13 protein-coding genes are annotated in these 21,468 nt (G+C 46.6%); 5 read left to right on the top strand and 8 right to left on the bottom strand.

Going from position 1 to position 21,468, the window contains the following annotated elements; translation table 11 throughout:
* Positions 1–67 precede the first annotated feature (67 nt).
* Complete coding sequence (gene carB, locus EYO21_08185; GenBank protein ID HIB03779.1) at positions 68–3,244, bottom strand: carbamoyl-phosphate synthase large subunit; 3,177 nt, start codon at positions 3,242–3,244, stop codon at positions 68–70.
* Positions 3,228–4,322, bottom strand: a complete 1,095-nt coding sequence (gene carA / locus EYO21_08180) for a glutamine-hydrolyzing carbamoyl-phosphate synthase small subunit (GenBank protein ID HIB03778.1) — start codon at positions 4,320–4,322, stop codon at positions 3,228–3,230. Before carA ends, carB begins: the two co-directional genes overlap by 17 nt.
* Positions 4,323–4,586: 264 nt before the next feature.
* Here carA and EYO21_08175 point away from each other — a divergent pair, with 264 nt between their 5' ends.
* Both EYO21_08175 and EYO21_08170 read left to right on the top strand, forming a co-directional pair.
* Positions 4,587–5,024, top strand: coding sequence for a type II 3-dehydroquinate dehydratase (locus tag EYO21_08175; GenBank protein ID HIB03777.1), 438 nt, complete (start codon positions 4,587–4,589; stop codon positions 5,022–5,024).
* A gap of 28 nt (positions 5,025–5,052) precedes the next feature.
* Complete coding sequence (locus tag EYO21_08170; protein HIB03776.1) at positions 5,053–6,081, top strand: M23 family metallopeptidase; 1,029 nt, start codon at positions 5,053–5,055, stop codon at positions 6,079–6,081.
* 2 nt (positions 6,082–6,083) lie between these two features.
* On the opposite strand, the gene EYO21_08165 is transcribed toward EYO21_08170, so the two are convergent.
* Entirely contained in the window at positions 6,084–6,272 is a 189-nt protein-coding gene (locus tag EYO21_08165; protein HIB03775.1) for a hypothetical protein, read from the bottom strand.
* A 112-nt stretch (positions 6,273–6,384) separates the two neighbouring features.
* On the opposite strand from EYO21_08165, the gene EYO21_08160 reads away from it, so the two are divergent.
* From EYO21_08160 to EYO21_08150, 3 genes are read left to right on the top strand one after another with little or no spacing between them, the layout of a single operon-like run.
* Positions 6,385–6,591, top strand: coding sequence for a hypothetical protein (locus EYO21_08160; GenBank protein HIB03774.1), 207 nt, complete (start codon positions 6,385–6,387; stop codon positions 6,589–6,591).
* A gap of 58 nt (positions 6,592–6,649) precedes the next feature.
* Positions 6,650–8,779 (top strand): 3-hydroxyacyl-CoA dehydrogenase, encoded by a 2,130-nt coding sequence (locus EYO21_08155; protein ID HIB03773.1) that lies wholly within the window; start codon positions 6,650–6,652, stop codon positions 8,777–8,779.
* Between the two features lie 14 nt (positions 8,780–8,793).
* Positions 8,794–10,584 (top strand): DUF1446 domain-containing protein, encoded by a 1,791-nt coding sequence (locus EYO21_08150; GenBank protein ID HIB03772.1) that lies wholly within the window; start codon positions 8,794–8,796, stop codon positions 10,582–10,584.
* A gap of 250 nt (positions 10,585–10,834) precedes the next feature.
* On the opposite strand, the gene ggt is transcribed toward EYO21_08150, so the two are convergent.
* The 5 genes from ggt to EYO21_08125 all read right to left on the bottom strand — a co-directional run.
* Positions 10,835–12,568 (bottom strand): gamma-glutamyltransferase, encoded by a 1,734-nt coding sequence (ggt, locus tag EYO21_08145; GenBank protein HIB03771.1) that lies wholly within the window; start codon positions 12,566–12,568, stop codon positions 10,835–10,837.
* Between the two features lie 97 nt (positions 12,569–12,665).
* Positions 12,666–14,852 (bottom strand): hypothetical protein, encoded by a 2,187-nt coding sequence (locus tag EYO21_08140; GenBank protein ID HIB03770.1) that lies wholly within the window; start codon positions 14,850–14,852, stop codon positions 12,666–12,668.
* A 76-nt stretch (positions 14,853–14,928) separates the two neighbouring features.
* A complete protein-coding gene (locus tag EYO21_08135; protein ID HIB03769.1) occupies positions 14,929–17,574 on the bottom strand; it encodes a peptidase M14 in 2,646 nt (881 codons plus the stop codon).
* Between the two features lie 75 nt (positions 17,575–17,649).
* Positions 17,650–18,999 carry a RagB/SusD family nutrient uptake outer membrane protein gene (locus EYO21_08130; GenBank protein ID HIB03768.1) on the bottom strand — a complete coding sequence of 450 codons (1,350 nt, stop codon included), beginning with the start codon at positions 18,997–18,999 and terminating at the stop codon, positions 17,650–17,652.
* A gap of 9 nt (positions 19,000–19,008) precedes the next feature.
* Positions 19,009–21,468, bottom strand: a 2,460-nt coding sequence (locus EYO21_08125) for a hypothetical protein (GenBank protein HIB03767.1), incomplete at its 5' end; no start/stop codon positions are given.

Here is a 21,468-nt window from a genome sequence, read left to right as displayed (position 1 = left end):
CAATGTATGCCTCCGGTAAAGTTAGAAAATATAGTTTCCCCATTATCAAAACAATTTCCTAAAGTTATTATTTACCATGGATTTCCTGAAGGGACCGCACTTCGTTCCGATCCCTTGATCGAATGGCCCGCACAGCTGCTTGAGCACCAGACAGTGTGGTGACAATGGGTATTCTTGCCTGGATAGCGGCCCGACCAATGGCATATTCATCATAGCGGGACTGAGCTCCCAGCGGTGTGTTTACGACCAATTGGATTGCCCCATTTTTTATGCCGTCTACAACGTTGGGTCGTCCTTCACCTACTTTGAAAATCTTTTCAGCCTTGATTCCGTTTCGTCGGCATGTTTGGGCTGTCCCCTCTGTAGCTACCACCTCAAATCCCAGCTCAGTAATATCGCGAACAATGGGAAGCACTTTCATCTTATCGTTATCATTTACGGACACAAACGCCTTTCCGGAAGTGGGAAGCGACTGACCGTCACCTGTAATCGCTTTAGCGAAAGCATCACCAAAACTTGGGGCTATACCCATCACCTCTCCGGTGGACTTCATTTCAGGACCTAAAAACACGTTTTCTTCTGGAAACTTATTGAAAGGAAAGACAGGTTTCTTAACGGCAATGTGGCCGTTGGTGGAATATTCTGAAAGTTTATAGTCCGAAAGTGTCTTACCCAGAGCAATACCGGTGGCAATCTTAGCTAGCGGCACATCCGTCGCCTTACTGACGAACGGCACCGTCCTGCTGGCTCTGGGGTTTGCCTCCAGTACATAAACAGTTCCACCCTTTTCGGCAAACTGAATATTGATCAAACCTTGCACTCCAAGCTCCAAGGTGATCTGCTTGGTATATTCCTCTATTTTTTTCAAACCACTGGCCGTGAGCCAGTATGGTGGAAGCACGCATGATGAATCTCCGCTGTGGATGCCCGCCTCCTCGATGTGCTGCATCACACCGGCCACATAAACCTGCTCTCCGTCGCAAAGAGCGTCCACATCAAATTCGAATGCGTCCTCCAGAAATACATCGATGAGGATAGGGTGTTCAGGTGATACATCAGCCGCCCTACGGACATATTCCAGAAGCTGCTGATCGTTATAGACGATCTCCATGGCTCGGCCACCCAGTACATAAGACGGACGGACAAGAACAGGATAACCAATTTTGGCCGTAACATTAACTGCTTCTTCCTCCGAGAGTGCTGTACCGTATTCCGGCTTAGGAATATCGAGCTTATCAAGAATGGTGCCAAACTTTTTCCTGTCTTCGGCAAGATCAATGGCATTCGGAGAGGTGCCCAAGATCGGTGCTCCGGCATTCATGAGACGCTGGGCGATATTCAATGGTGTCTGTCCCCCAAACTGAACCAAAACGCCGTCCGGCTGTTCAAGATCAACAATATTCATCACGTCTTCAAATGTCACCGGCTCGAAATAGAGACGGTCTGTTATGTCAAAATCTGTGGAGACTGTTTCGGGATTACAGTTTACCATGATGGCCTTCCACCCCAATTCCCTTACAGCAAACACCGCCTGCACACAACAATAGTCGAACTCAATCCCCTGCCCGATACGATTAGGACCACTACCCAAAATGATTACCTTCTTTCCATCCAATGGTTTTACTTCATTTTCTTCTTCATAGGTGGAGTAACAGTAAGGCGTCTCTGCTTCAAATTCGGCGGCACAAGTGTCTACAACTTTATACGTTGGTGTGATTCCAGCTTCTTTTCTGGCGAACCTGACTTCTTCTTCACTTTTCTCCAGCATCCTACCGATCTGGCTGTCCGAAAATCCTTCCTGTTTCAACTGTTTGAGCGAATCATTACCTCCTTTTTCAGAGGAATGATTCATCACGATCCTTTCAATTTGGCGTAGGAACCACGGGTCGATCTTTGTTACCTGATGGAGCTCATCCACAGTCTTACCCTCTAAAAAGGCCTGTCTGATTTTCAACAGTCGAAAGGAGGTTGCAAATCTCAGCTTTGTCATATCCAGCGGTCGCTTACCGGGTTTTGGCTCCAACCCATCCAAGCCAGTCTCCAGAGAACGAAATGCTTTCTGCAGGGATTCTCTGAACGTTCGACCGATTGCCATGGCCTCGCCCACCGACTGCATCTGCACACCCAGATGTCCACTGGCGGAAGGAAACTTCTCGAAGTCCCACCTCGGTACTTTCGTCACCACATAATCGATGGTAGGCTCAAAAGCCGCCAGAGTTTTACCTGTGATATCGTTAGGAAGCTCATCTAGCGTATAGCCTACAGCAAGTTTGGCCGCCACCTTGGCAATAGGAAAACCCGTCGCTTTGGATGCCAGAGCTGAGGAGCGGGAAACTCTGGGATTCATTTCAATAATGACCATGCGTCCGGTGCCTGGATCTACCGCAAACTGGATATTAGAACCGCCCGTATCGACGCCTATTGCCCGGATACAATCAATGGACCAATCTCGCATTTTCTGATACTCGATGTCAGTGAGTGTCTGGGCCGGCGCAACAGTGATGGAATCACCGGTATGGACACCCATGGGATCGACATTCTCGATAGAACAGATGATAATCACATTATCCTTCCGGTCGCGTATAACCTCCAGCTCAAACTCTTTCCATCCGAGGAGGGACTCTTCGATGAGTACTTCAGTGATGGGACTTGATTCCAACCCTTTATTCGCAAGTTCCAGGAACTCTTCGTTGTTATAGGCCATGGCACCGCCTGTTCCCCCAAGTGTAAAGGAAGGACGGATGATCATGGGGAATTCCATTTCTTCAACTATCTGTTTCGCTTCATCCCTTGATCGTGCGAAGCCCCCTTTAGGAATATCGATGCCCACACCTTCCATAGTCTTTTTGAATTTCTCTCTGTCCTCAGCCCTTTGAATAGCATCAATGTCCGCACCAATAAGTTCCACGCCGTGTTCATCAACCACTCCCGCTTCTTTAAGCGAAACTGTCAAATTCAGTGCTGTTTGACCTCCCACCGTTGGCAGGAGCGCGTCAGGTTTCTCTTTTTCAATAATGGCTGTAACCGACTCCACTGTCAGCGGCTCGATATAGGTTGCGTCCGCCATATCCGGATCTGTCATGATAGTTGCGGGGTTGGAGTTCACCAGGATAATGCGATACCCTTCCTCCTTCAGTGCCTTACACGCCTGTGTTCCAGAGTAATCGAATTCACACGCCTGACCGATGACGATAGGCCCGGCGCCAATAATCAGGATGGAATTGATGTCAGTTCGTTTGGGCATTATCCATCATCTCAATAAACTGTCGAAACAGGTAACGGCTGTCGTGTGGTCCCGGTCCAGCTTCCGGGTGGTATTGGACACAAAAGGCAGGAATATCTTTACACCTGAAACCTTCCACAGTATCATCATTAAGATTCCAGTGTGTAATCTCTGAATTGTCGGGAAGAGAATCAGGATCAACAGCAAAACCATGATTATGGCTGGTGATCTCAACTTCAGAAGTTTCAACATTCTTAACAGGGTGATTGATACCCCGATGGCCAAACTTCAGTTTATAGGTTGAACCTCCCACTGCCAATGATAGTAACTGGTGACCAAGACAGATGCCAAAGACAGGTTTTTTCCCCAACAATTCTTTGATGGTTTGTATACCGTAAGTAACCGTTGAAGGGTCTCCCGGACCGTTAGAGAGAAAGATGCCGTCAGGCTTCAGTGCCAGTATATCATCAGCTGACGTTGTTGCCGGCACCACGGTTACGTCACAGCCGTGGCTGTTTAAAAGCCTCAGGATACTGTGCTTGATCCCAAAGTCCATAGCCACAACCCTGTGGGAAGATGCATTCCCGTTCCAATGGTAGGATTGTTCACAGGTCACATTGGGTACCAGATCCAGCCCGGCCATGGACGGGATGTTCTTAAGTTTTTTCTTTAGTGAAGCTTCATCAAAATCGGTTGTGCTTATAATACCATTCATGGCGCCACAATCCCGCAAGTGCCGGGTGAGTGCTCGGGTATCGATCCCCTGAATGCCAACAATTGGGACACTACGAAGATATTCACCCAAAGACTGGTCTGAACGATAGTTTGAAGGTATTTCAGTCTCTTCTCTCACCACAAAGCCCGCAACCTGAATTTTGCTCGATTCAACATCATCCCGGTTGACACCGTAGTTGCCTATGTGAGGATAGGTCATGGTTACAATCTGCCCGCAATAGGAAGGATCGGTGAGGATTTCCTGATAGCCGGTCATCCCTGTGTTGAAGCACACTTCGCCCGTGTTCTCCCCTTCGGCTCCAAATGAATATCCCCGGAACAAGCGACCATCCTTCAGCATGAGCAGAGCGGCGGTGTTGTTCATTGAAAATCTACCTTAACTACAACTGAGTGATATTTGGACCACATAAAAAAAGAGCCCCAACAATGGGGCTCATAGTTGCAAAACACACTCAACACGGTTTAGCTTACCATTATAAAAGGACAGACTCCGATTATTAAAATGGGAATCCGTCTCACACTTCGCCCGTTATGTTCATTGTTAACTCATTCACCCCAAACCGCTTAAATTTGGCTTATGAATTTACCCTTGCACTTATAGGGCGGCAACCGAAAAGCTGAAGAGAAAATGAATATTCTAGTCCTCCATGGTCCCAATATGAACCTCATTGGTGTTCGTGCTTCTTCTATAGGTGAACACGTCACCCTGGACAAAATCAACACAGCTCTCCGGCGTGAGGCATGTCAAAAAGAGGTGACACTAAAAATCTTCCAAACTCACGATATTTCTAAAGCTATGACCTTTTTACAGCGAAATAGGAACTGGGCAGACGGGTGTCTCATTTCACCCGGAGCTTGGGCTCGGAGCGGTTTTGATCTTCTTGATACAATCCAGCTGTGCCAGTTTCTTACTGTGGAAGTTCACTTCAGCTCAGACTATGATCCGTCGAACTTCGGTGCCTCATCCATCATTTCAGAGTCATGTATCTCAACAGAGACGGGACCGCCCATTAAAGCTTACGCCAAGGCGCTGAATCTCCTCACAGCACATTTATCGAGCAATTAAACTCCTTTCTTCAAAACAGTCAATCCTGATGCTCCTAGGGCTGTGGGCCGGGTGTGTCCCGACAGTACCATCCTCGGGGCCTAGTGAAGAACCAACCGGGGTAGCTTTCCACCGTTCAACTGACGTTGATACGGTCTCATTCCATATTCCCTTCGGTGCAAACATGGATGAAAATCTCATGACAAATGTCTTGACAGAGGCGGCAAATGGGATTGATTACTCAAGATTCCTAACGGAGGTCACATACGACTCAGTTATTGATAAGATAGCCACCCATTTTTCAAGAGGAGAAAATCTCCCTTACCGTCCCCACTCGTTAACATATGAAGGGTCAGTCATAAATCTCACTTTTGTCCTTGATAGAGACAGGATAGCCTTTTATGCAACCAGTCTGGCAGCAAATGCCAACACAATTTCATTCACATCTGTAGGCGCTGTGAACCCTGACCTGGAATCGAAAGACAGTTTTGATTATCTGCCCGATGGTCTTCTTTTGGAGCCGTGTCCCGGAGTTTCGTACCCCAAGCGTTCCAACCTTATCCCCAACGCTCCCCGCACTTACCGAAGTGGAACCCATCGCGGCATCGATTTCCCAGCGCCTTTCAGTTCTCAAATCCGAGCGGTGGCGGACGGCGTGGTCATCCGCGCTGATCTGAATTATTCCGAGGTAACGAACGAGTTTAGAGAATCATTACTTGAAAAAGCCGCTAAGATCGGAAGAACTCCGTCTGACATTTTTGAACATATCCTCTTTGGACAAGCCGTTTTCCTTGATCACGGCATTGAACTCGTGGAAGGGAAAAGGCTTATTTCGATCTATGCCCACATGTCGGAGATAGCTGACGGCATTACTGTGGGTACCACTGTCGAACGTGGCCAGATAATCGGGAAGGTGGGCAATAGCGGTACGAGTGATGGTGCGAAAGGAAATCGGAAAGGTGCTCATCTTCACTATGAACTGATCATTCAGGATCAAGCAGGGGAGCGATATATAGGGCAAGGGCTGGATTACGACCCACTGACGAATCTGTTAGACCGTCTTTTTATCTCTAACTGAGTTTATTTTTCCAGAGAACGTTCGATCTCTTTTTCCTCATCATCCCTCGATTTTTTCCTATCGTACTTCTTGTCAGTTTCTTCAACTTTTTTAGAGGGAATTGGGTGGGTTGACTGTCTCAACGATTTCTTAAAGGATGTTGGAGAAAAACTTTTTTCTTTACCTTTTTTCTTCTTTCTTTTCTTTGCCATGAGCTAGATGACATCTTAAACATCAGTAAGCTTTGACGCCAACACCTTTTAAGGTTAACCACTAAATTCTATATTATCAGTACAGAAAAAAACCAACAATGATGACTGCGTTATGGATGTAAATGGTAAGAGTATTGTCATCACTGATGCAGCCAGTGATATCGGCAGGACAAAGGCAATCGCTTTTCATTCAGCAGGTGCTAAATCAATACTGGTCTCCGATATCAATGAGCAAGGCGCAAGAGCTGTTTCTGACAGAAATCAATTCTCTTATAGAGTAAACCAGCTCAGGGAAATTATTTCAAACGGTAAGGAATAAATCCATAATAATTAATTATGGTTCACATTTTATAATGGAAAAGAGGAAATAATAAAATATGGCATTTACATATCACAAGGATGAGCACAATATTGTAACCCTGACCATGGATATGCCGGGCCGTTCGGCCAATCTCATCAACGAGGAATATTCCCTCTCACTCTTGGAGATGGTGAAAAAACTGGAGCAGGAACCATCGTTGGCCGGGGTCATTGTTACTTCCGGTAAAAAAACATTTCTTGCCGGCGCTGATCTGGGAATGCTTTACCGTCAGGATGATCCTCAGGTATGTTTTGAACTGGTTGAAAGCGGGAAAGCAATCACACGCCGTCTGGAAACGCTAGGCAAACCGGTTGTTGCCGCTATAAACGGCACAGCCCTGGGCGGTGGTATTGAACTTGCTTTCTGCTGTCACCATAGAATTGTTTTAGATAAACCAAAAACTAAATTTGGTTTTCCAGAAGTAACTCTAGGCATTCTGCCTGGTGGTGGTGGCGTTACCCGGTTGCCCCGGATGATAGGGATAAAAGAAGCGGTTCCTTTTTTAGTAGAGGGAAAACAGATTAGTCCTTCGGCAGCATTAGAATCAGGTCTCGTCGATGAACTGGCAAGAAATCCTGAGGAAATGATGTCCAAAGCTCGGGAATGGATACTTGTTAACCCGGAACACGAACAACCATGGGATCGGAAAGGATATAAAATGCCTGGAGGGACGGCTCAGAACCCTAAAGTAGCACAGATGCTTGCCAGAGCGTTGGCCATACTTCGCAATAAAACCAGAGGTAATTACCCGGCGCCGGAAGCGATCCTGAGTACTTTATCTGAAGGCTCATTGGTTAACTTTGAAAAAGCCAGCCGAATCGAATCCAAGTATTTTGTACAGCTAACCACTGGCAAAGTATCCAAAAATATGATGAATGCTTTTTGGTTTCAGTTGAATGAGATCAATTCTGGTGCCAGCCGGCCTACCGAGATAAAGGCCACAACTACATCAAAAGTAGGTGTATTGGGTGCCGGTCTTATGGGACATGGAATTGCCTATGTTACTGCCTTGGCTGGCATAGAAGTGGTCATGACCGATGCAAACCAGGATAATGCCGAAAAAGGATTTACCCGTATAAAATTGATCCTTGAGGGCGGATTAAAACGAGGTCTGCTTACCAGCGAGAAAATGGATGAAGTATTGGGTCGGATCACTGCTACGGATGATTATAACAAACTGGATGGTTGTGACCTGATTATTGAAGCGGTCTTCGAGGATCGTGAACTAAAAGGCAAGGTGACCAATCAGACAGAGAGTATTATGGCTCATACTGGTGTTTTCGCTTCCAACACGTCCACCATACCTATTACCAGTCTTTCTGAAAAATCCTCCAGACCGGAAAGTTTCATCGGGATACACTTCTTTTCACCAGTGCATAAAATGAAACTGGTAGAGATCATTAAGGGTGAAAAAACCAGCCCGGCTACCCTGGCAAAGGCTTTTGATTATGCACTTAAAATCCGGAAAATTCCCATTGTAGTGAATGACAGCCGAGGCTTTTATACCTCCCGCGTTTTTGAACGCTATACGGGTGAAGGAATGACACTTTTGGTTGAAGGAAATCATCCCCAGGCAATAGAAGATGCTGGCAGACAGGCAGGATATCCTGTAGGGCCTTTAGCCGTCATTGATGAAATTAATATTGGACTGGCGGCACACATCCGTGACCAGACTTGGCGAGACCTGAAAACAGAGGGCAAGGAATTGCCCACAGGACCCTGGGATCAGGTAATCGATTTTATGACCAAAGAAGCCAGACGAACCGGTCGGGCTGGCGGCGGCGGTTTTTATGAGTATCCAGATGATGGCAATAAATTCCTGTGGCCGGACCTGGAAAAGCACTTCCCAGTTGTCAAAAATCCCTTATCTCAGGAAGAAATGATCGACCGTTTTCATTTCTCCCAGGTGGTGGAAACTATCCGATGCTATGAGGAGAGTGTACTCACTTCTGTAGCTGACGCCAATATTGGCAGTATTTTTGGTTGGGGTTTTCCCTCTTTCAAGGGCGGTACCCTGCAGTTTGTCAATGATTACGGTGTTGCTACCTTTCGCGATCGAGCTCAGGAACTGGCAAAAAAATATGGTGGTCGCTTTGCTCCACCGAAATTGCTTTTAGAAATGGCGGAAAAAGGACAAACTTTTTAAAAGGATAACAATTGATGAGCAATCATAAAAAAGTAAGGATTGGCTGCTCTTCTGCCTTTTGGGGCGATACTGCCACTGCTGCAAGCCAATTGGTGGAAAAGGGGAAACTGGATTACCTGGTATGCGATTTCCTCGCAGAAGTAACCATGTCCATTTTGGCTGGCGCAAAAATGAAGAATCCTGAAATGGGTTATGCCGGGGATTTCATAAAACAAATTGGTCCGCTTTTGAAAGAAATAAAGGAACAGGAAATTAGAGTGATCAGTAATGCCGGGGGTATCAATCTTAAATCCTGTCGATCTTCAATACTGGCTGAGGCTGAGAAAGCTGGTTTGAAACTAAACATAGCCCTTGTTTACGGTGATGACCTAACAGATCAGGAGCAGACACTGCGTGAGCTGAAAGTTACTGAATTAGAAAGCAACAATTACCTGCCAGAAAACATCCTCAGCATGAATGCCTACCTCGGAGCCTCAGGCATTCAGCTAGCCTTGGCTGAAGGTGCAGATATGGTCATCACGGGACGGTGTGTTGACAGTGCCTTAGTTCTAGGGCCACTCATGCATGAATTTGGTTGGACTGTGCAGGACTATGACTTGTTGGCAGCCGGTAGTTTAGCCGGTCATATTATTGAATGCGGTGCCCAGTGTACAGGTGGCAATTTTACAGATTGGCATCTGGTGGAAGGATTTGACAACATGGGCTTCCCCATCGTGGAAGTGCAAGCCAATGGTGATTTCATCGTCACCAAACCGGAAGGGACCGGTGGTCTTGTCACTTTTGGATCTGTGGCTGAACAATTTTTGTATGAGATTGGAGACCCGGGGGCCTATATCCTTCCAGATGTGGTCTGTGATTTTACTGGTGTAACCATCGAAGAAATTGGCCCCGATCGCGTTCTGGTGCATGGAGCAATAGGTTTGTCACCTACAGATACGTATAAAGTATCAGCTACTTATATGGATGGTTATCGCGTTGCTGCTACAATTGTCATTGGTGGCAAAGATGCAACAGAAAAAGCAGAACTAATTGCAAATGCAATTCTAAAAAAGACCAGCCGCATGTTTAAAGAACAAGGCTTGCCTGAATTTAAAGATACATGTGTTTCTGTTCTTGGGACAGACTCCATTTATGGGCCGCAGCAAAACACAAAGCAGTCACGAGAAGTTGTCCTTCGATTGATGGCCACCCATGATGTAAAGGAAGCTCTAATTTTGCTCTCTCGTGAAATTGCTCAATCTTCAACAGGTATGACCGCTGGTGTGATGAATTATTTGGGTGGACGACCCTCGGTATCCCCTTCCATTCGATTGTTTTCATTTCTCCTACCAAAAAAAATGGTCACTGTTCAACTGGATTTAAACGGACAAAGTCTACAGGTTGACATTCCAACGAAAGGCGGATACAATGCTAATGACACAGAACCCGCAACAACAGTACAACATAGTATCCAGGAACCAGTTACAGAGGTCCCTCTTGTAAAATTGGCCTATGCCCGTAGTGGGGATAAGGGTGACCATGCTAACATTGGAGTTATCGCAAGACAGGCAGAATTTTTCCCTTATATCCGTGCCGGATTGAGTCCGGAGACAGTGGCGGAATATTTTTCCCATGTGCTTAAAGGACCTGTTCAACGCTGGGATGTTCCCGGAATTAACGGACTTAATTTTCTACTGAAAAATTCCCTGGGCGGCGGTGGAATGGCCAGTCTGCGCATCGATCCTCAGGGTAAAGCTTATGCCCAGCAGCTCCTGGAAGTAACGATCTTCGTACCGCAGCATATTGCTAATCAGGTATTGGTGTGATGGCGGTTCCGAGGAGTTTAAGCGCGATCTGCCCAACTGCCAGATGGGACTGTAATTATGACCATATTTCGGAGACAATGAAATTCGTGTTGATGTCCATTCCGCCGGAATCGGCATCAACTTCGTTTCCACCAATCAGCACTGTGAAAGAGTATAATGATAGGTTAGTCAGGGTAGCTCATTAATCCCTGAATTATAAGGATGCCCTTTCTGCTATAAGAAACAAAGGATTAACACGTATTATGGCTGTTCAGTAGGCTTTCGCCCCAACACCATTACGTGATCTCGGGTCCGCCGCACCAACGTAAGTCTGATGCTTTTCGCTCCAAGCGATGGCTCTGACCGTACCCAGTCCGCCCCTGTCCATAACTTTGTAACCTCTATTAGTCATGGCAGACTTGTGGTCATCTGGCATGTGAGTTTCCACAAAGAGAGCATCAGGACGATACTGATGATGAAAACGGGGTAAGGATAGTGCTTTTCCCACAGATAGGTCAAAGTCCAGCACGCCTAAAATTGTATGGAGCACAGCTGTAATAATTCTGGGGCCTCCGGCGCCACCGAGAATCATCACAGGCTTACCATCTTTAACCACAATTGTGGGTGACATACTGGATAAAGGCCGCTTACCCGCAGCAACAGCATTGGCCTCGGCTCCGATCAGTCCAAAAGAGTTGGGTACGCCCGGTTGAGCACTAAAATCATCCATTTCGGAGTTGAGAGCGACACCCGTCCCGGGAACTGTTACCTGGGCACCGTAAGTGAGGTTCACCGTGTGGTTGATGGCCACAGCATTCCCCCATTTATCAATGATGGCAAAATTAGTGGTATGCCCTTCACCGTAGGCTAATGAATATTTTTCATCCCGAGGTTCAACTGAGGCAACAGCCATCACTTCATTTACGAGCGTCTGAGCATAATCTTTACTTATAAGCCGGTCAATCGGAACTGGATGGAAGTCAGCATCACCAAGATGTTCAGCACGATCTTTGAACGCTTTGTCCATGAACTTTGCAACCAAGAAAATACTTTCTTCGTCCCATGCAGATTTGTTATCCAACACGCCGGAAGCTTCAATCATATTCAAAATCTGGACCACATGGATCCCTCCGGAACTGGGAGGTCCCATGCCAAAAACCTCATAATCTTTGTACGTACCATGGATGGGTTCTCTCTCTACAACCCTGTAATTCGCCATATCTTCTTCGGTTATGAGACCACCGTTATTTTCCATGAACTGACCCACCTGCTCAGCAAATTCACCTCTATAAAAATAGTCCAGACCATTTTCAGCAAATTTGTCATAAGTCTCAGCCAAAAGAGGTTGTTTGAAGAGCTGTTTCATCTGAAGCTCTGAACCGTCAGCATTAAAATAGACCTCTGCTGACCCTGGATCTTTTTTAAGATTTTCCGCCGCACCTTTGTATCGGTTGACATATGCCTCATCCAGCACAAATCCGTTCCGGGCTATAGCTGTGGCAGGTTCGATCACTTTTTTCAAAGACATTGTTCCGGCCAGTTCAAGTGCTTTCAAGTAAGCTGCAGGCACACCAGGGACACCCACTGCCAATGGGCCGCGCCTGCTCAATTCCGAATCAACTTTCCCATCTTTGATATACATGTCACGATGGGCTCGTGAGGGGGCCATTTCTCGACCATCTAATGTGTGCACTGTGCCATCAGCAAGACGGATAACAATGAATGCGCCGCCACCTAAACCACAGTTCGCCTGATCAACAACACCAAGAGCCAAGCCTGTAGCGATGGCTGCATCAACAGCATTACCACCGGCTTTGAGAATATTGATTCCAACTTCAGAAGCAAGAGGGTGAACAGACGACACAACGCCATTCTTTCCAACGGCCTCCTCAGTATTCTCCCCAGCAACCCCCTCATAGGTATAAAATCCAAAACTATTCTTGGCACAACTGTTAATCAGTAGGAGCGAGAAGATGAAACTATAATAAACTCTTTTCAATTGCATGAATTCCTCACAGATTTTCTAATAGCTGATAGCATTAAGAAAGTCAGTTTGTCAAATATAATACTAACTTACAATGACACTTGTGGATTAAATATCACTAAAGACTGAACAGCTTTGTCACCTTCAGAACTACAGCTTGATCGATCGACTCACCACTGGTAACATATCTTCGGTCCAGATAAACGATGAAAAAATCGCTTAGCGGTGAATGGATCAAGTTAAAACGAAAGTTAGACACCATCTCATCGGAAACGGAATTATACTGAACATAAGCTGAGGAGTGAATCGTTGTGGTTTGAGAGTAATTGACACGAATCCCGTATACATTCGCCGATATATTCTTATTGTCGTAGGCAATGTCATTGAAACTGGAAGAGACCTGTACTGTCAGTTTATAGCCCAGCCGACCGGCAAGGTTCAAAGAAACTGTTCTTTTCTTCCCGGCAAAATAAGTCCCATTATAGAGGCGCACGTAAGTAAACAATGGAAGGGAGGCATTGGAACGGAAAAAACCAATCACTTCACCAAATGAGTAAGATCCCACATCAACAGTAACATCCTCACCAATGGAAAAAGGGGTATCTACTTTTTCAAATCTGCTCACAGCCTTTACTCCCAGAGTACCACCATCACGGAGATGAAAATCCAGGGCAGCTGAACCGGTTCGGGTTACCATCATGGAATTCAGATCGGTCACATAGTGGATCTCACTATAAGGATTCAATTTATAGAACCATTTCGTGTCCACGGTTGGGTGAGCACCCAAAGTTGCGTAAGTGTGACGGATCCCTTTCCTCTTAATGAATCCAACCCCGGGATTGAACTGGTCACCTACTTCCTTAAAAAAAGCTGAGACATCCCACAAGCCATCCCGCCAACCGGCGGAGACGCGACCGGCAAGGTTATCTTCAGTAACGCCCGGCTCAGCCGTTCCGGCCAGATAAGAATTGACGACTAAGTTCTTGAAAAACCTGAAGTTGCCATCCAGACCATAACTCCTTTCATAGGTGTCATTGAGGCTCGGCGTTTGCCTTTGGATGACCATGGCCCCAATATCTGAATTCCCTTCCATCGTTCGTCTCAAACGGAACACATTAAAGTCTTCCGCCGGATTATCAGTCATATCATCCGTTCGGATTGCTAGAACACCCAATTCGTAATCCTTGAACCGCCCAGTGAGGCGACCACCGCCCATGATAGGTACGCGAAAACCACCTTCCAATCCAATTCGTCTAGAATGAAATAACGTGAATTCCCTCAGAGATGAACCCATGCGGTAATTCCTTTCGGTCACATCCCCAAAAGTGAAAGCGCCGGCATTCTCTATAAAAAAATCACGCTTTTCCGGAAAGAAAAGGGGAAAGCGATCGAGGTTAATCTGGAGCCTGTCTGCTTCCACTTGAGAAAAATCAGTGTTAGCTGTCAGATCTAATGTAAGGCTTGGTGTAACTCCCCATTTGATATCTGCTCCACCATCATTTGATACAGAAGAACTCCCTTCTGATGAACCTACTGAAGCGAATGGTTTAATGGTCAAGTTACGTCCCGACTCTATACCTTCAATACCAAGCAACGTACCCGCCTTGGACATTTTATGGATTCGTCCGCGTCTAGGTAGCGGAGCCCAGTAAGAATCCTCGTTTTTCCTCCGGACTCGCCTGAGAAAGTTTAAACCCCATTTCTGTTCTTTCAATGTGGGGTCGAAACGGAGAGTAGAAAAAGGAATTGCTAATTCAATATTCCACCCTTCCTCATGATGATAAGTTTTTACATCAATAATACCTTCCCAGGCCAGGTTTGGATTGCGACTATCGTTGAAAACCTGACCATCCTTGATGGCACCCATAGGATTGAATAGAAACATGAAGGCATTACTTCTATCGAAGAATGTGTCCAAAGTCAAAGCAAACACATCACTGTTGTGTGTCTCAAAATCCTGAACGAGACTTTCAACAACAAGTTTATCGGGCTCTGAATCGTAGCAGACGGCGCCAACATAGAGGTGGTTGTCATCATAAAGCAATCTGACAACCGTCGGTTCAGTGGCGGGGTATCCCTCCTGAAGTTTGGCCTGGATAAATCCATCAATGATTTTGGCTCTGTCCCACTCAATTTCATCTAATAAGCCATCGATGATTATTTTCCCCGTTATGGGTGTGGCGTAGGCCACAGGGCGTGGCGTAACATCTGGATTAATGGGATAGATAGGTTCATCACCATCTTTTCCCCAGGCAGATGACAAAATCCCAACCAGAAGCGCAATATAGATTTTGTAGCGCAACACTGTCTCTACTCTCCCGCTTACTCCGCTAACTCCCTGTGAGACCGAGTTACTACCGGGTGAGGCCTACCTGTTCCAGCTACTCAGAAACGGTGGGATACGCATCCAATCCACTCAGAAGGAGCGAATTAAACAGCAGCTTGTAGGTCCCCCTCGGCTGCCCGCGAAATTGCGGGCGGAATCCGATAAGGATCACATCGCCTTCACCCAACTTCACACGAACAGCTGCGGCTTTATCTCCAATGTGAGATTTTTCACCGAGAGCCCAGCCACTCATGAGTATTTCTTCCTTATCGTAACTGGCAATGACTTCCACAGGCGGTTTCGGCGCCTCTTTTGTGTCCTCACGACCACCTTCACCTTTCCTGCTCAATTTCACTTCACTAAAGGCACGGCTGCGGACAAAATAGGCAGCCGCTTGATCCTGCATGCCGGCAGCCAGAGGATGTCCCTTTTTAAGGTGAATCCGGACCAGTGAACCGGGGATGAAGAATTTCTGAGACGATACTCCTGATACCACATTCTTCACAGGCAAGCCAAACTGCTCAATAGCAAAGTCAGAGGCACCATCCAGCATGACAAGTGTTCCACCGTCTTCCACATACTTTTTGAGAGCGGCAGCACCTTCCACGCCCATACCGCCCACATACTCTTCCGGCATGGTGTTCATGGCATGGCCGTTTAGGATTCGGTTAGGCGACTGATCGGGGATAACAATTGCACTATAACCATCCAGTTGACCTCCCCTGATATCGGCATCGTGGAGCGTATCCATTGAAAATTCATAATTTTCCAACAGCCAGCGGGTCCACCCTTCGTCCATATTTGAGACCCACGATTTGTAAAGACCAACCTTAAAAGGTTTGGCCGCAACCAGTTTACTTGACGGTTTTTTTGACAGTTTGGTGAAACTGACACCCAGTTCTTTCGCCAAAGAATTAATTACGGAATTAGTCTCTTTACCGGACGATTCCACAACAATGGCCCCTTTGCCGAATTCAGCTGACTTGATTTTGAACGAACCGTCGCTGTAATGAACCTTGGCTCCTGCATCTAGAAGACGGTTGACGGCAAGAAACGACGCATTGGTCTTATTGGACAAAGCATAGCCATAGTTGCCTTTCCCCGAAATTGTTCCCGGTTTAGGAGCAATTTCAATGTCAATCACTTCTTCAGTTTTCGCATTGAAGGAATCATCAATCCGTTCAACTGTAACACCCATCTGAAAGGGAAGCGTCCAGCCGGCAAGATCGTAAGGGACCTGCGGTGTTCCATCCGGGCTCCGCCTGTCAGGATAATCCTGAGGCTCCATCATATCTAAAACCATAGGACGATAGGCTTGTGCCGCATAGACAAGGTAGGACCCTTTTCCGTATTTCTTATCACCAGCGGTGAAGTTGCCTGTAGCCTGATGAACTTCAATCCCGGTCCGACGAAGGTGGGTAACAAGATTCGTCGCTTCAACTCCGTCCCACTGCTCTGTGGGGATAACATAGGCGTAAGGTCCGCCCGCCTCTCCACTTTCAATGGCGTCTCTACCCATAGTATATATATTCATGAGCCATTTTTCCCTAAGGTCGGCCGAAATGCTCATGACAGCCATGGAGGCTGTAAGCATGTAATCAACTGCATCCCTGAAGTGAGATTCTCCCGCTTCCCACGGCAGGGGAAGGAAAATATCTGTTCCATCATTAGACATGCGGTTGGCTCGGCGAGAGCCGATAGTTTTTGGTATGGAGTCAGGGTCGTAGAAACGAGGCGTTGGCGTAGAGTGACTGGTCTCAGTAAGGATACCGATCTGATTGTGGAAGTATGGTGTTGTCCTCATGCCACCATTCCACCACATGCTGTATTGAAAATCGGAAACAACACCGCCCATCTTTTTCATGGCAAAACGATTCCCCATGGCGGTTCCGACCAAACTGACACCCGTTGTTACACCTGGATGAATATTCGGGTTAACAGGATCAGAGAATGGGGGAAGAAAGATTCTCGCCCAGGATGGTCCCGTCTGGTGATGGTTATAAACGATCTGGGGATACCAATCATTATAAATGACCTGGGAGCAAGCCTGCGATTCGGGCATATTGTTCATAAACCAGTCCCGGTTGTTGTCATGCCCTACGTAATGGTGATAAAGCCACGGCGGGCTGGTGGTCTCAAACGGTGTACCAAGATTGCGACGGTACCAGTCCACCACAATATCCATTCCATCGGGGTTTATAACGGGCATTAAGAGAAGAATCACATTCTCACGAATCTTTTTCATCTCATCAGACTCTTCAGTGGCTACCCGGTAAGCAAGTTCAGCAGTCATTTGCCCGTGAGCCCGCTCAGTAGCATGCATACCACCGTCGATCCAAAGTATTGATTTCCCCTCCTTCACCAGTTTTTTCGCTTCATCCTCACTCACCCTGGCACGAGCCAGCTTTGTGCTGATGGACTTCCAGTTGTCTAACTGTTTCAAATTCTCAGGTGTTGAGATGAATAACAAAAGCATGGGCCTTCCTAGGGCGGACTTTCCGATCTCGGTTAGTTGAACTCTATCGGAAGCATCAGCCAGTTTCTTGTAATAGTCCACCATCTGACTGTGGTCAGCAAGCTTGTAGTCATCGCCAATACGAAAGCCGAAAACATCCTGTGGGCTGGGGGGTTTCTGGGAATGCCCAACCGACAGAAGAAAAACAGCTGAAAGAAGATAAACGGTCCATTTACGATTCATCATGATCTCCTTTATCTAATTAAAAAGGGGTGACATATTAGTGCCACCCCTTTTCCTCATTTCAATAAACTCTAGAAGTTAATACGGACGACCATCCGAGGTTGTCACATTCGGATTGGTATCAATCTCACTTTGCCCAATAGGAAATGACAGATAGGCTGGTGTATAAGCACTGCCTTCCCAGTTAGTTGTCTCATATTCATGATAACTACCAGCGGCTGAAGCTTCCGCCCACCTGCGCATATCACCCAAACGTCTGCCCTCAAGCCACAATTCGATACCCCGCTCTCTTTTTAGCATAGTCCACCCTTCAGCAGCCGTTGTAGCTGTGACAGCATCCTGTCCGGCCAGGGTACGAACAGCATTAATATTTGTCAGTGCGTCATCCACAGAGCCGTTATTAAGTGCATTTTCAGCTTTGATGAGATACATCTCCTGTGAGCTTGAGAGGCGGATTGAGGATGTCCGTTTATCGTGTTTTTGCTGCGGCAGCCACGGGATGATTTTACCATTCACGGTAGCATCACCTGATTCAATCTGATAGGTGGTACCATCTAAATCTGTCCAGTCAGGACCACCACCCTTTTCAGTAAATATAAAGCCTACTCTGGTATCCCCCGTCTCCTGAGAATATTCTTCATAGGCGGTATGCCAGACAGTGTTGGCCCTGTAGGGACCATCACCGCTGCTTGCGTAGTAGATTCTATTGTATACATCAATACCATATCCATCGTAGTAGGGCATTTCATACTTAAAATTATCCCCACCAGCGCTTAGAACAGCATCAGCATCAGATACAGCTGCTGACCAGTCACCTTTCCAGACCTTTACAGACGCTCTTCCTGCTTGCGCAGCGGTAGCAAGATCAGTCTCGCCTGCGGCCTTGGCTACAGTGATTGCTTCGTTAAAATTATCCAAAGCTCTGTCAAAATAGGTGCTTCCATCCTGGGCGGAGCCACCGTCAACAACGGCACAGCAAAAGTTTTCTCCCAAAAGACGGTTGGCATATCCTGCATACAGTAATATTTGGGCGTAATTGGCATTGGATGAATAATCATCATATACTTCTTCTTTCATCTTTGTTGCGCCACTTTCAGCCATCCATCTTGCACGCTGAGACGTATTCCAATGAGTACTGGTTTCATTAGCGTCAAGGTTTCCCTCTTGAGTCCTTAATGAAATGCCAAAGCTACCTATTGAACCAGAGGGGGTTACCTCTCTTGATATAGCACCCCCAGTGTAGGACACCCAGTTCATGGCCGCTGATAGTGCGCGACCGGCACCATTCACGACACCAACTTGTGCCTCCTCCGTTACAAGAAATGAATCCTGAACGGGGCCCGGATTGGTAACTTCTAAATCGCAGGCAGCAAATGTCAAAGCAAGAACGATTAAAGTAAGTTTTTTCATCATTTTCTCCTTCTCCATGATAACCACCTAGAAAGTCACCCTGAGGCTCAGGGTGTAGCTTCCGGTTGGAGGTATATGTTCCGAGATAGAACGTGACTGGTGATAGTACGCTGTACTACTGCCAGTAGCTCGGCCACCACCTGAAACCATTTCCGGATCGAACAGCGGGAAATCCTCATTTAACCAGCGGTAGGCGTTCCTGGCTGAAAACTTCAGCGTCATTGAATTAATATTATTGAATTCAACAGGAATCGGGACTGTCACAGTGAAATTCCTCATCTTGAAGAAATCCGCTGGATAAATAAAAATATTGCCAGAACCACCCACAGTACTTCGGGTGCACATGGCGCGCTCTCTAGCGGTCAGTTGATCAGTGGTGCCTGCATTAACTAATTCATAAGCTGTACTACCACCTTTCACAATTTCATCACAAACCGTATAAGCACCACGACGAGCAACATTACTGCTGGCTCCATCAGAAATGTAGTGTCCTCCCATATATTCACCCCTTGCGGAGACCCGAATACCCATGGGAAGAGTAACTTCAAGAAATCCAGCATACACATTTACTGGCAAATTGGGACCAAACATATGTCTGCTGTCTGTTGACCCATTCTCATCTTTTGCGAAGTCTGGATCGGCCAGATCGTTGGGATTGAGGATTTTTCTACCGATAATACCAGGGACTGACCCACCTTCCTTAATCCATCCACCGCCACCAACACCGAATTCAGGGGAACCACCCAGACTGATAACCTCACTGTTATTAGTGGCCAAAGTAAATCCTCCACTCAGGCCAAAACTGCTGGTGCGCACTATGTCAGCCTGGAGCGCCACTTCGATGCCGGAATTTGATAGTTCACCCACATTTTCCAGCTGAGATCCAAGGAATCCAAGAGATGGTATCTGCGTTACACTAAAGAGTGCGTTCATCGTGGTTTGATCATAAGAGGTGAATTCCATTGTTACCTTGTCATTCAAAAAGGTTGCATCAAAACCAAACTCAATCTCGGAGGTTATCTCAGGTCCGAGAGATGAGTTACCAACATTTTCCGGAAAGAAAGCAACAGATCCACCCCAGCCAACAGGGTCCCAAGTTCTTACAGCATCAAAAGCACCAGGAGCACGTCCAGACTGTCCCCATGCCACACGCAATTTCATAGCTCCGAAGAGGGGTGTCTGAGGCCAGAATGACTCATCTGAAACAATATAAGACGCACTGACTTTAGGCAGTTGCTGGTAACCAGCTTCTTCTCCGAACGCGCTAAAACCGTCAATACGCATACCAAGGGTTACAAAATACCTGTCTTTGAAGCCGATCAAAGTTTGCCCAAAGTATCCTGCATTAATGATCTTAGTGCGATATTCTCTGGCCTGCTGCGAAGCGCCGCCGGTAACTGTCGCGTCACCGGGTGGTAGGTTCTCAGCATGAGCGGTAATATGATGATCTCTAGATTCGGTTCTTTGGCCTCCAACAGATATATCTAATGTCAGGTCACCCATATCCAGATCATAACTGCCTATGTATTCACTGTTTATAAGCTCTCCCGTCCAATCAAGATCAGCCAATATTCCATATTTTGCCCGTATGAAACCGTAAGGCCGGTAATTTCTATGATCGGCGTGAGATCTGTCATATCCCAGTTTGAACGTGTTCGTAAAATTGGGTATCGGGCTCCAAATCATCTCACCACCAGTGGTGTACCGGGTGAACTCTGATGTAATGTCATACACCATCAATTGATCTAGTTCCTCTTTGAACATTGGATCCCCCCACTCCGTGCCAAAGTAACTGGCTCGTCCGCGGTAGGCGTTCAAAGTCAATCCATGGGCATTGTTACCTTGGGGTGGATTCTGGGTGTGTGATTTCGAAACCATTGTGTTATAGTTGATCTGGAGATTTTTTGCAGGACTAAATCCAAAATTCCCTCTGAAGTTCAATCGATCATCCCGTGCATCAGGCAAAACACCGGTATTGTCAGACCAGTTTGCAGAGATAAAGTATCTAAGATCGGCTCCGCCTCCAGCAGTAGAGACGGAATAGTTTGCTTTGCTACCATCTTTTACAAATGGACCCAAGCCAAAATAAGGTCTTTCCTCAGTACCAAATTCAGGTAAGAAGATTGTCCCCTGGTCTACTTGTACATTCCACTTTGCGCCGCCGCCTGCTGTTCCTTTTTTAGTGAAAATTTGAATTACACCTGCAGCTGCTTCTGTTCCATAAAGAGTGGTAGCGGCCGCACCTTTAATGATTTCAATTCGTTCTACATCATTTGGATTAATATCGTTTAATGGGCTTGACAGTGTGTTGTGGCCTCTGCCAGAGTACCCGGTGGGAGGAACATTTTTGGGATATGAATCAGATCTTACACGAATACCATCAATATAAACCAAAGGTGCATTGCTCATGGACACACTTGAATTACCCCTCAGTCTTATAACACCGCCAGCACCAGAAGCACCGGATGTGCCCTGAATATTGAGGCC

This window comes from Candidatus Neomarinimicrobiota bacterium (assembly GCA_012964825.1).
Classification (GTDB): Bacteria; Fidelibacterota; Marinisomatia; order Marinisomatales; family S15-B10; genus UBA2125.
This window is presented reverse-complemented; position numbering and strand designations above follow the sequence as displayed.

Excerpts from the sequence above, each read along its gene's own strand:
- EYO21_08165 (HIB03775.1), bottom strand. The coding sequence starts at position 6,272 with ATGGCAAAGAAAAGAAAGAAGAAAAAAGGTAAAGAAAAAAGTTTTTCT.
- carB (HIB03779.1), bottom strand. The coding sequence starts at position 3,244 with ATGCCCAAACGAACTGACATCAATTCCATCCTGATTATTGGCGCCGGG.
- ggt (HIB03771.1), bottom strand. The coding sequence starts at position 12,568 with ATGCAATTGAAAAGAGTTTATTATAGTTTCATCTTCTCGCTCCTACTG.
- EYO21_08170 (HIB03776.1), top strand. The coding sequence starts at position 5,053 with ATGCTCCTAGGGCTGTGGGCCGGGTGTGTCCCGACAGTACCATCCTCG.
- EYO21_08155 (HIB03773.1), top strand. The coding sequence starts at position 6,650 with ATGGCATTTACATATCACAAGGATGAGCACAATATTGTAACCCTGACC.
- EYO21_08135 (HIB03769.1), bottom strand. The coding sequence starts at position 17,574 with ATGATGAATCGTAAATGGACCGTTTATCTTCTTTCAGCTGTTTTTCTT.
- EYO21_08130 (HIB03768.1), bottom strand. The coding sequence starts at position 18,999 with ATGGAGAAGGAGAAAATGATGAAAAAACTTACTTTAATCGTTCTTGCT.
- carA (HIB03778.1), bottom strand. The coding sequence starts at position 4,322 with ATGAACAACACCGCCGCTCTGCTCATGCTGAAGGATGGTCGCTTGTTC.
- EYO21_08175 (HIB03777.1), top strand. The coding sequence starts at position 4,587 with ATGAATATTCTAGTCCTCCATGGTCCCAATATGAACCTCATTGGTGTT.
- EYO21_08150 (HIB03772.1), top strand. The coding sequence starts at position 8,794 with ATGAGCAATCATAAAAAAGTAAGGATTGGCTGCTCTTCTGCCTTTTGG.
- EYO21_08160 (HIB03774.1), top strand. The coding sequence starts at position 6,385 with ATGGATGTAAATGGTAAGAGTATTGTCATCACTGATGCAGCCAGTGAT.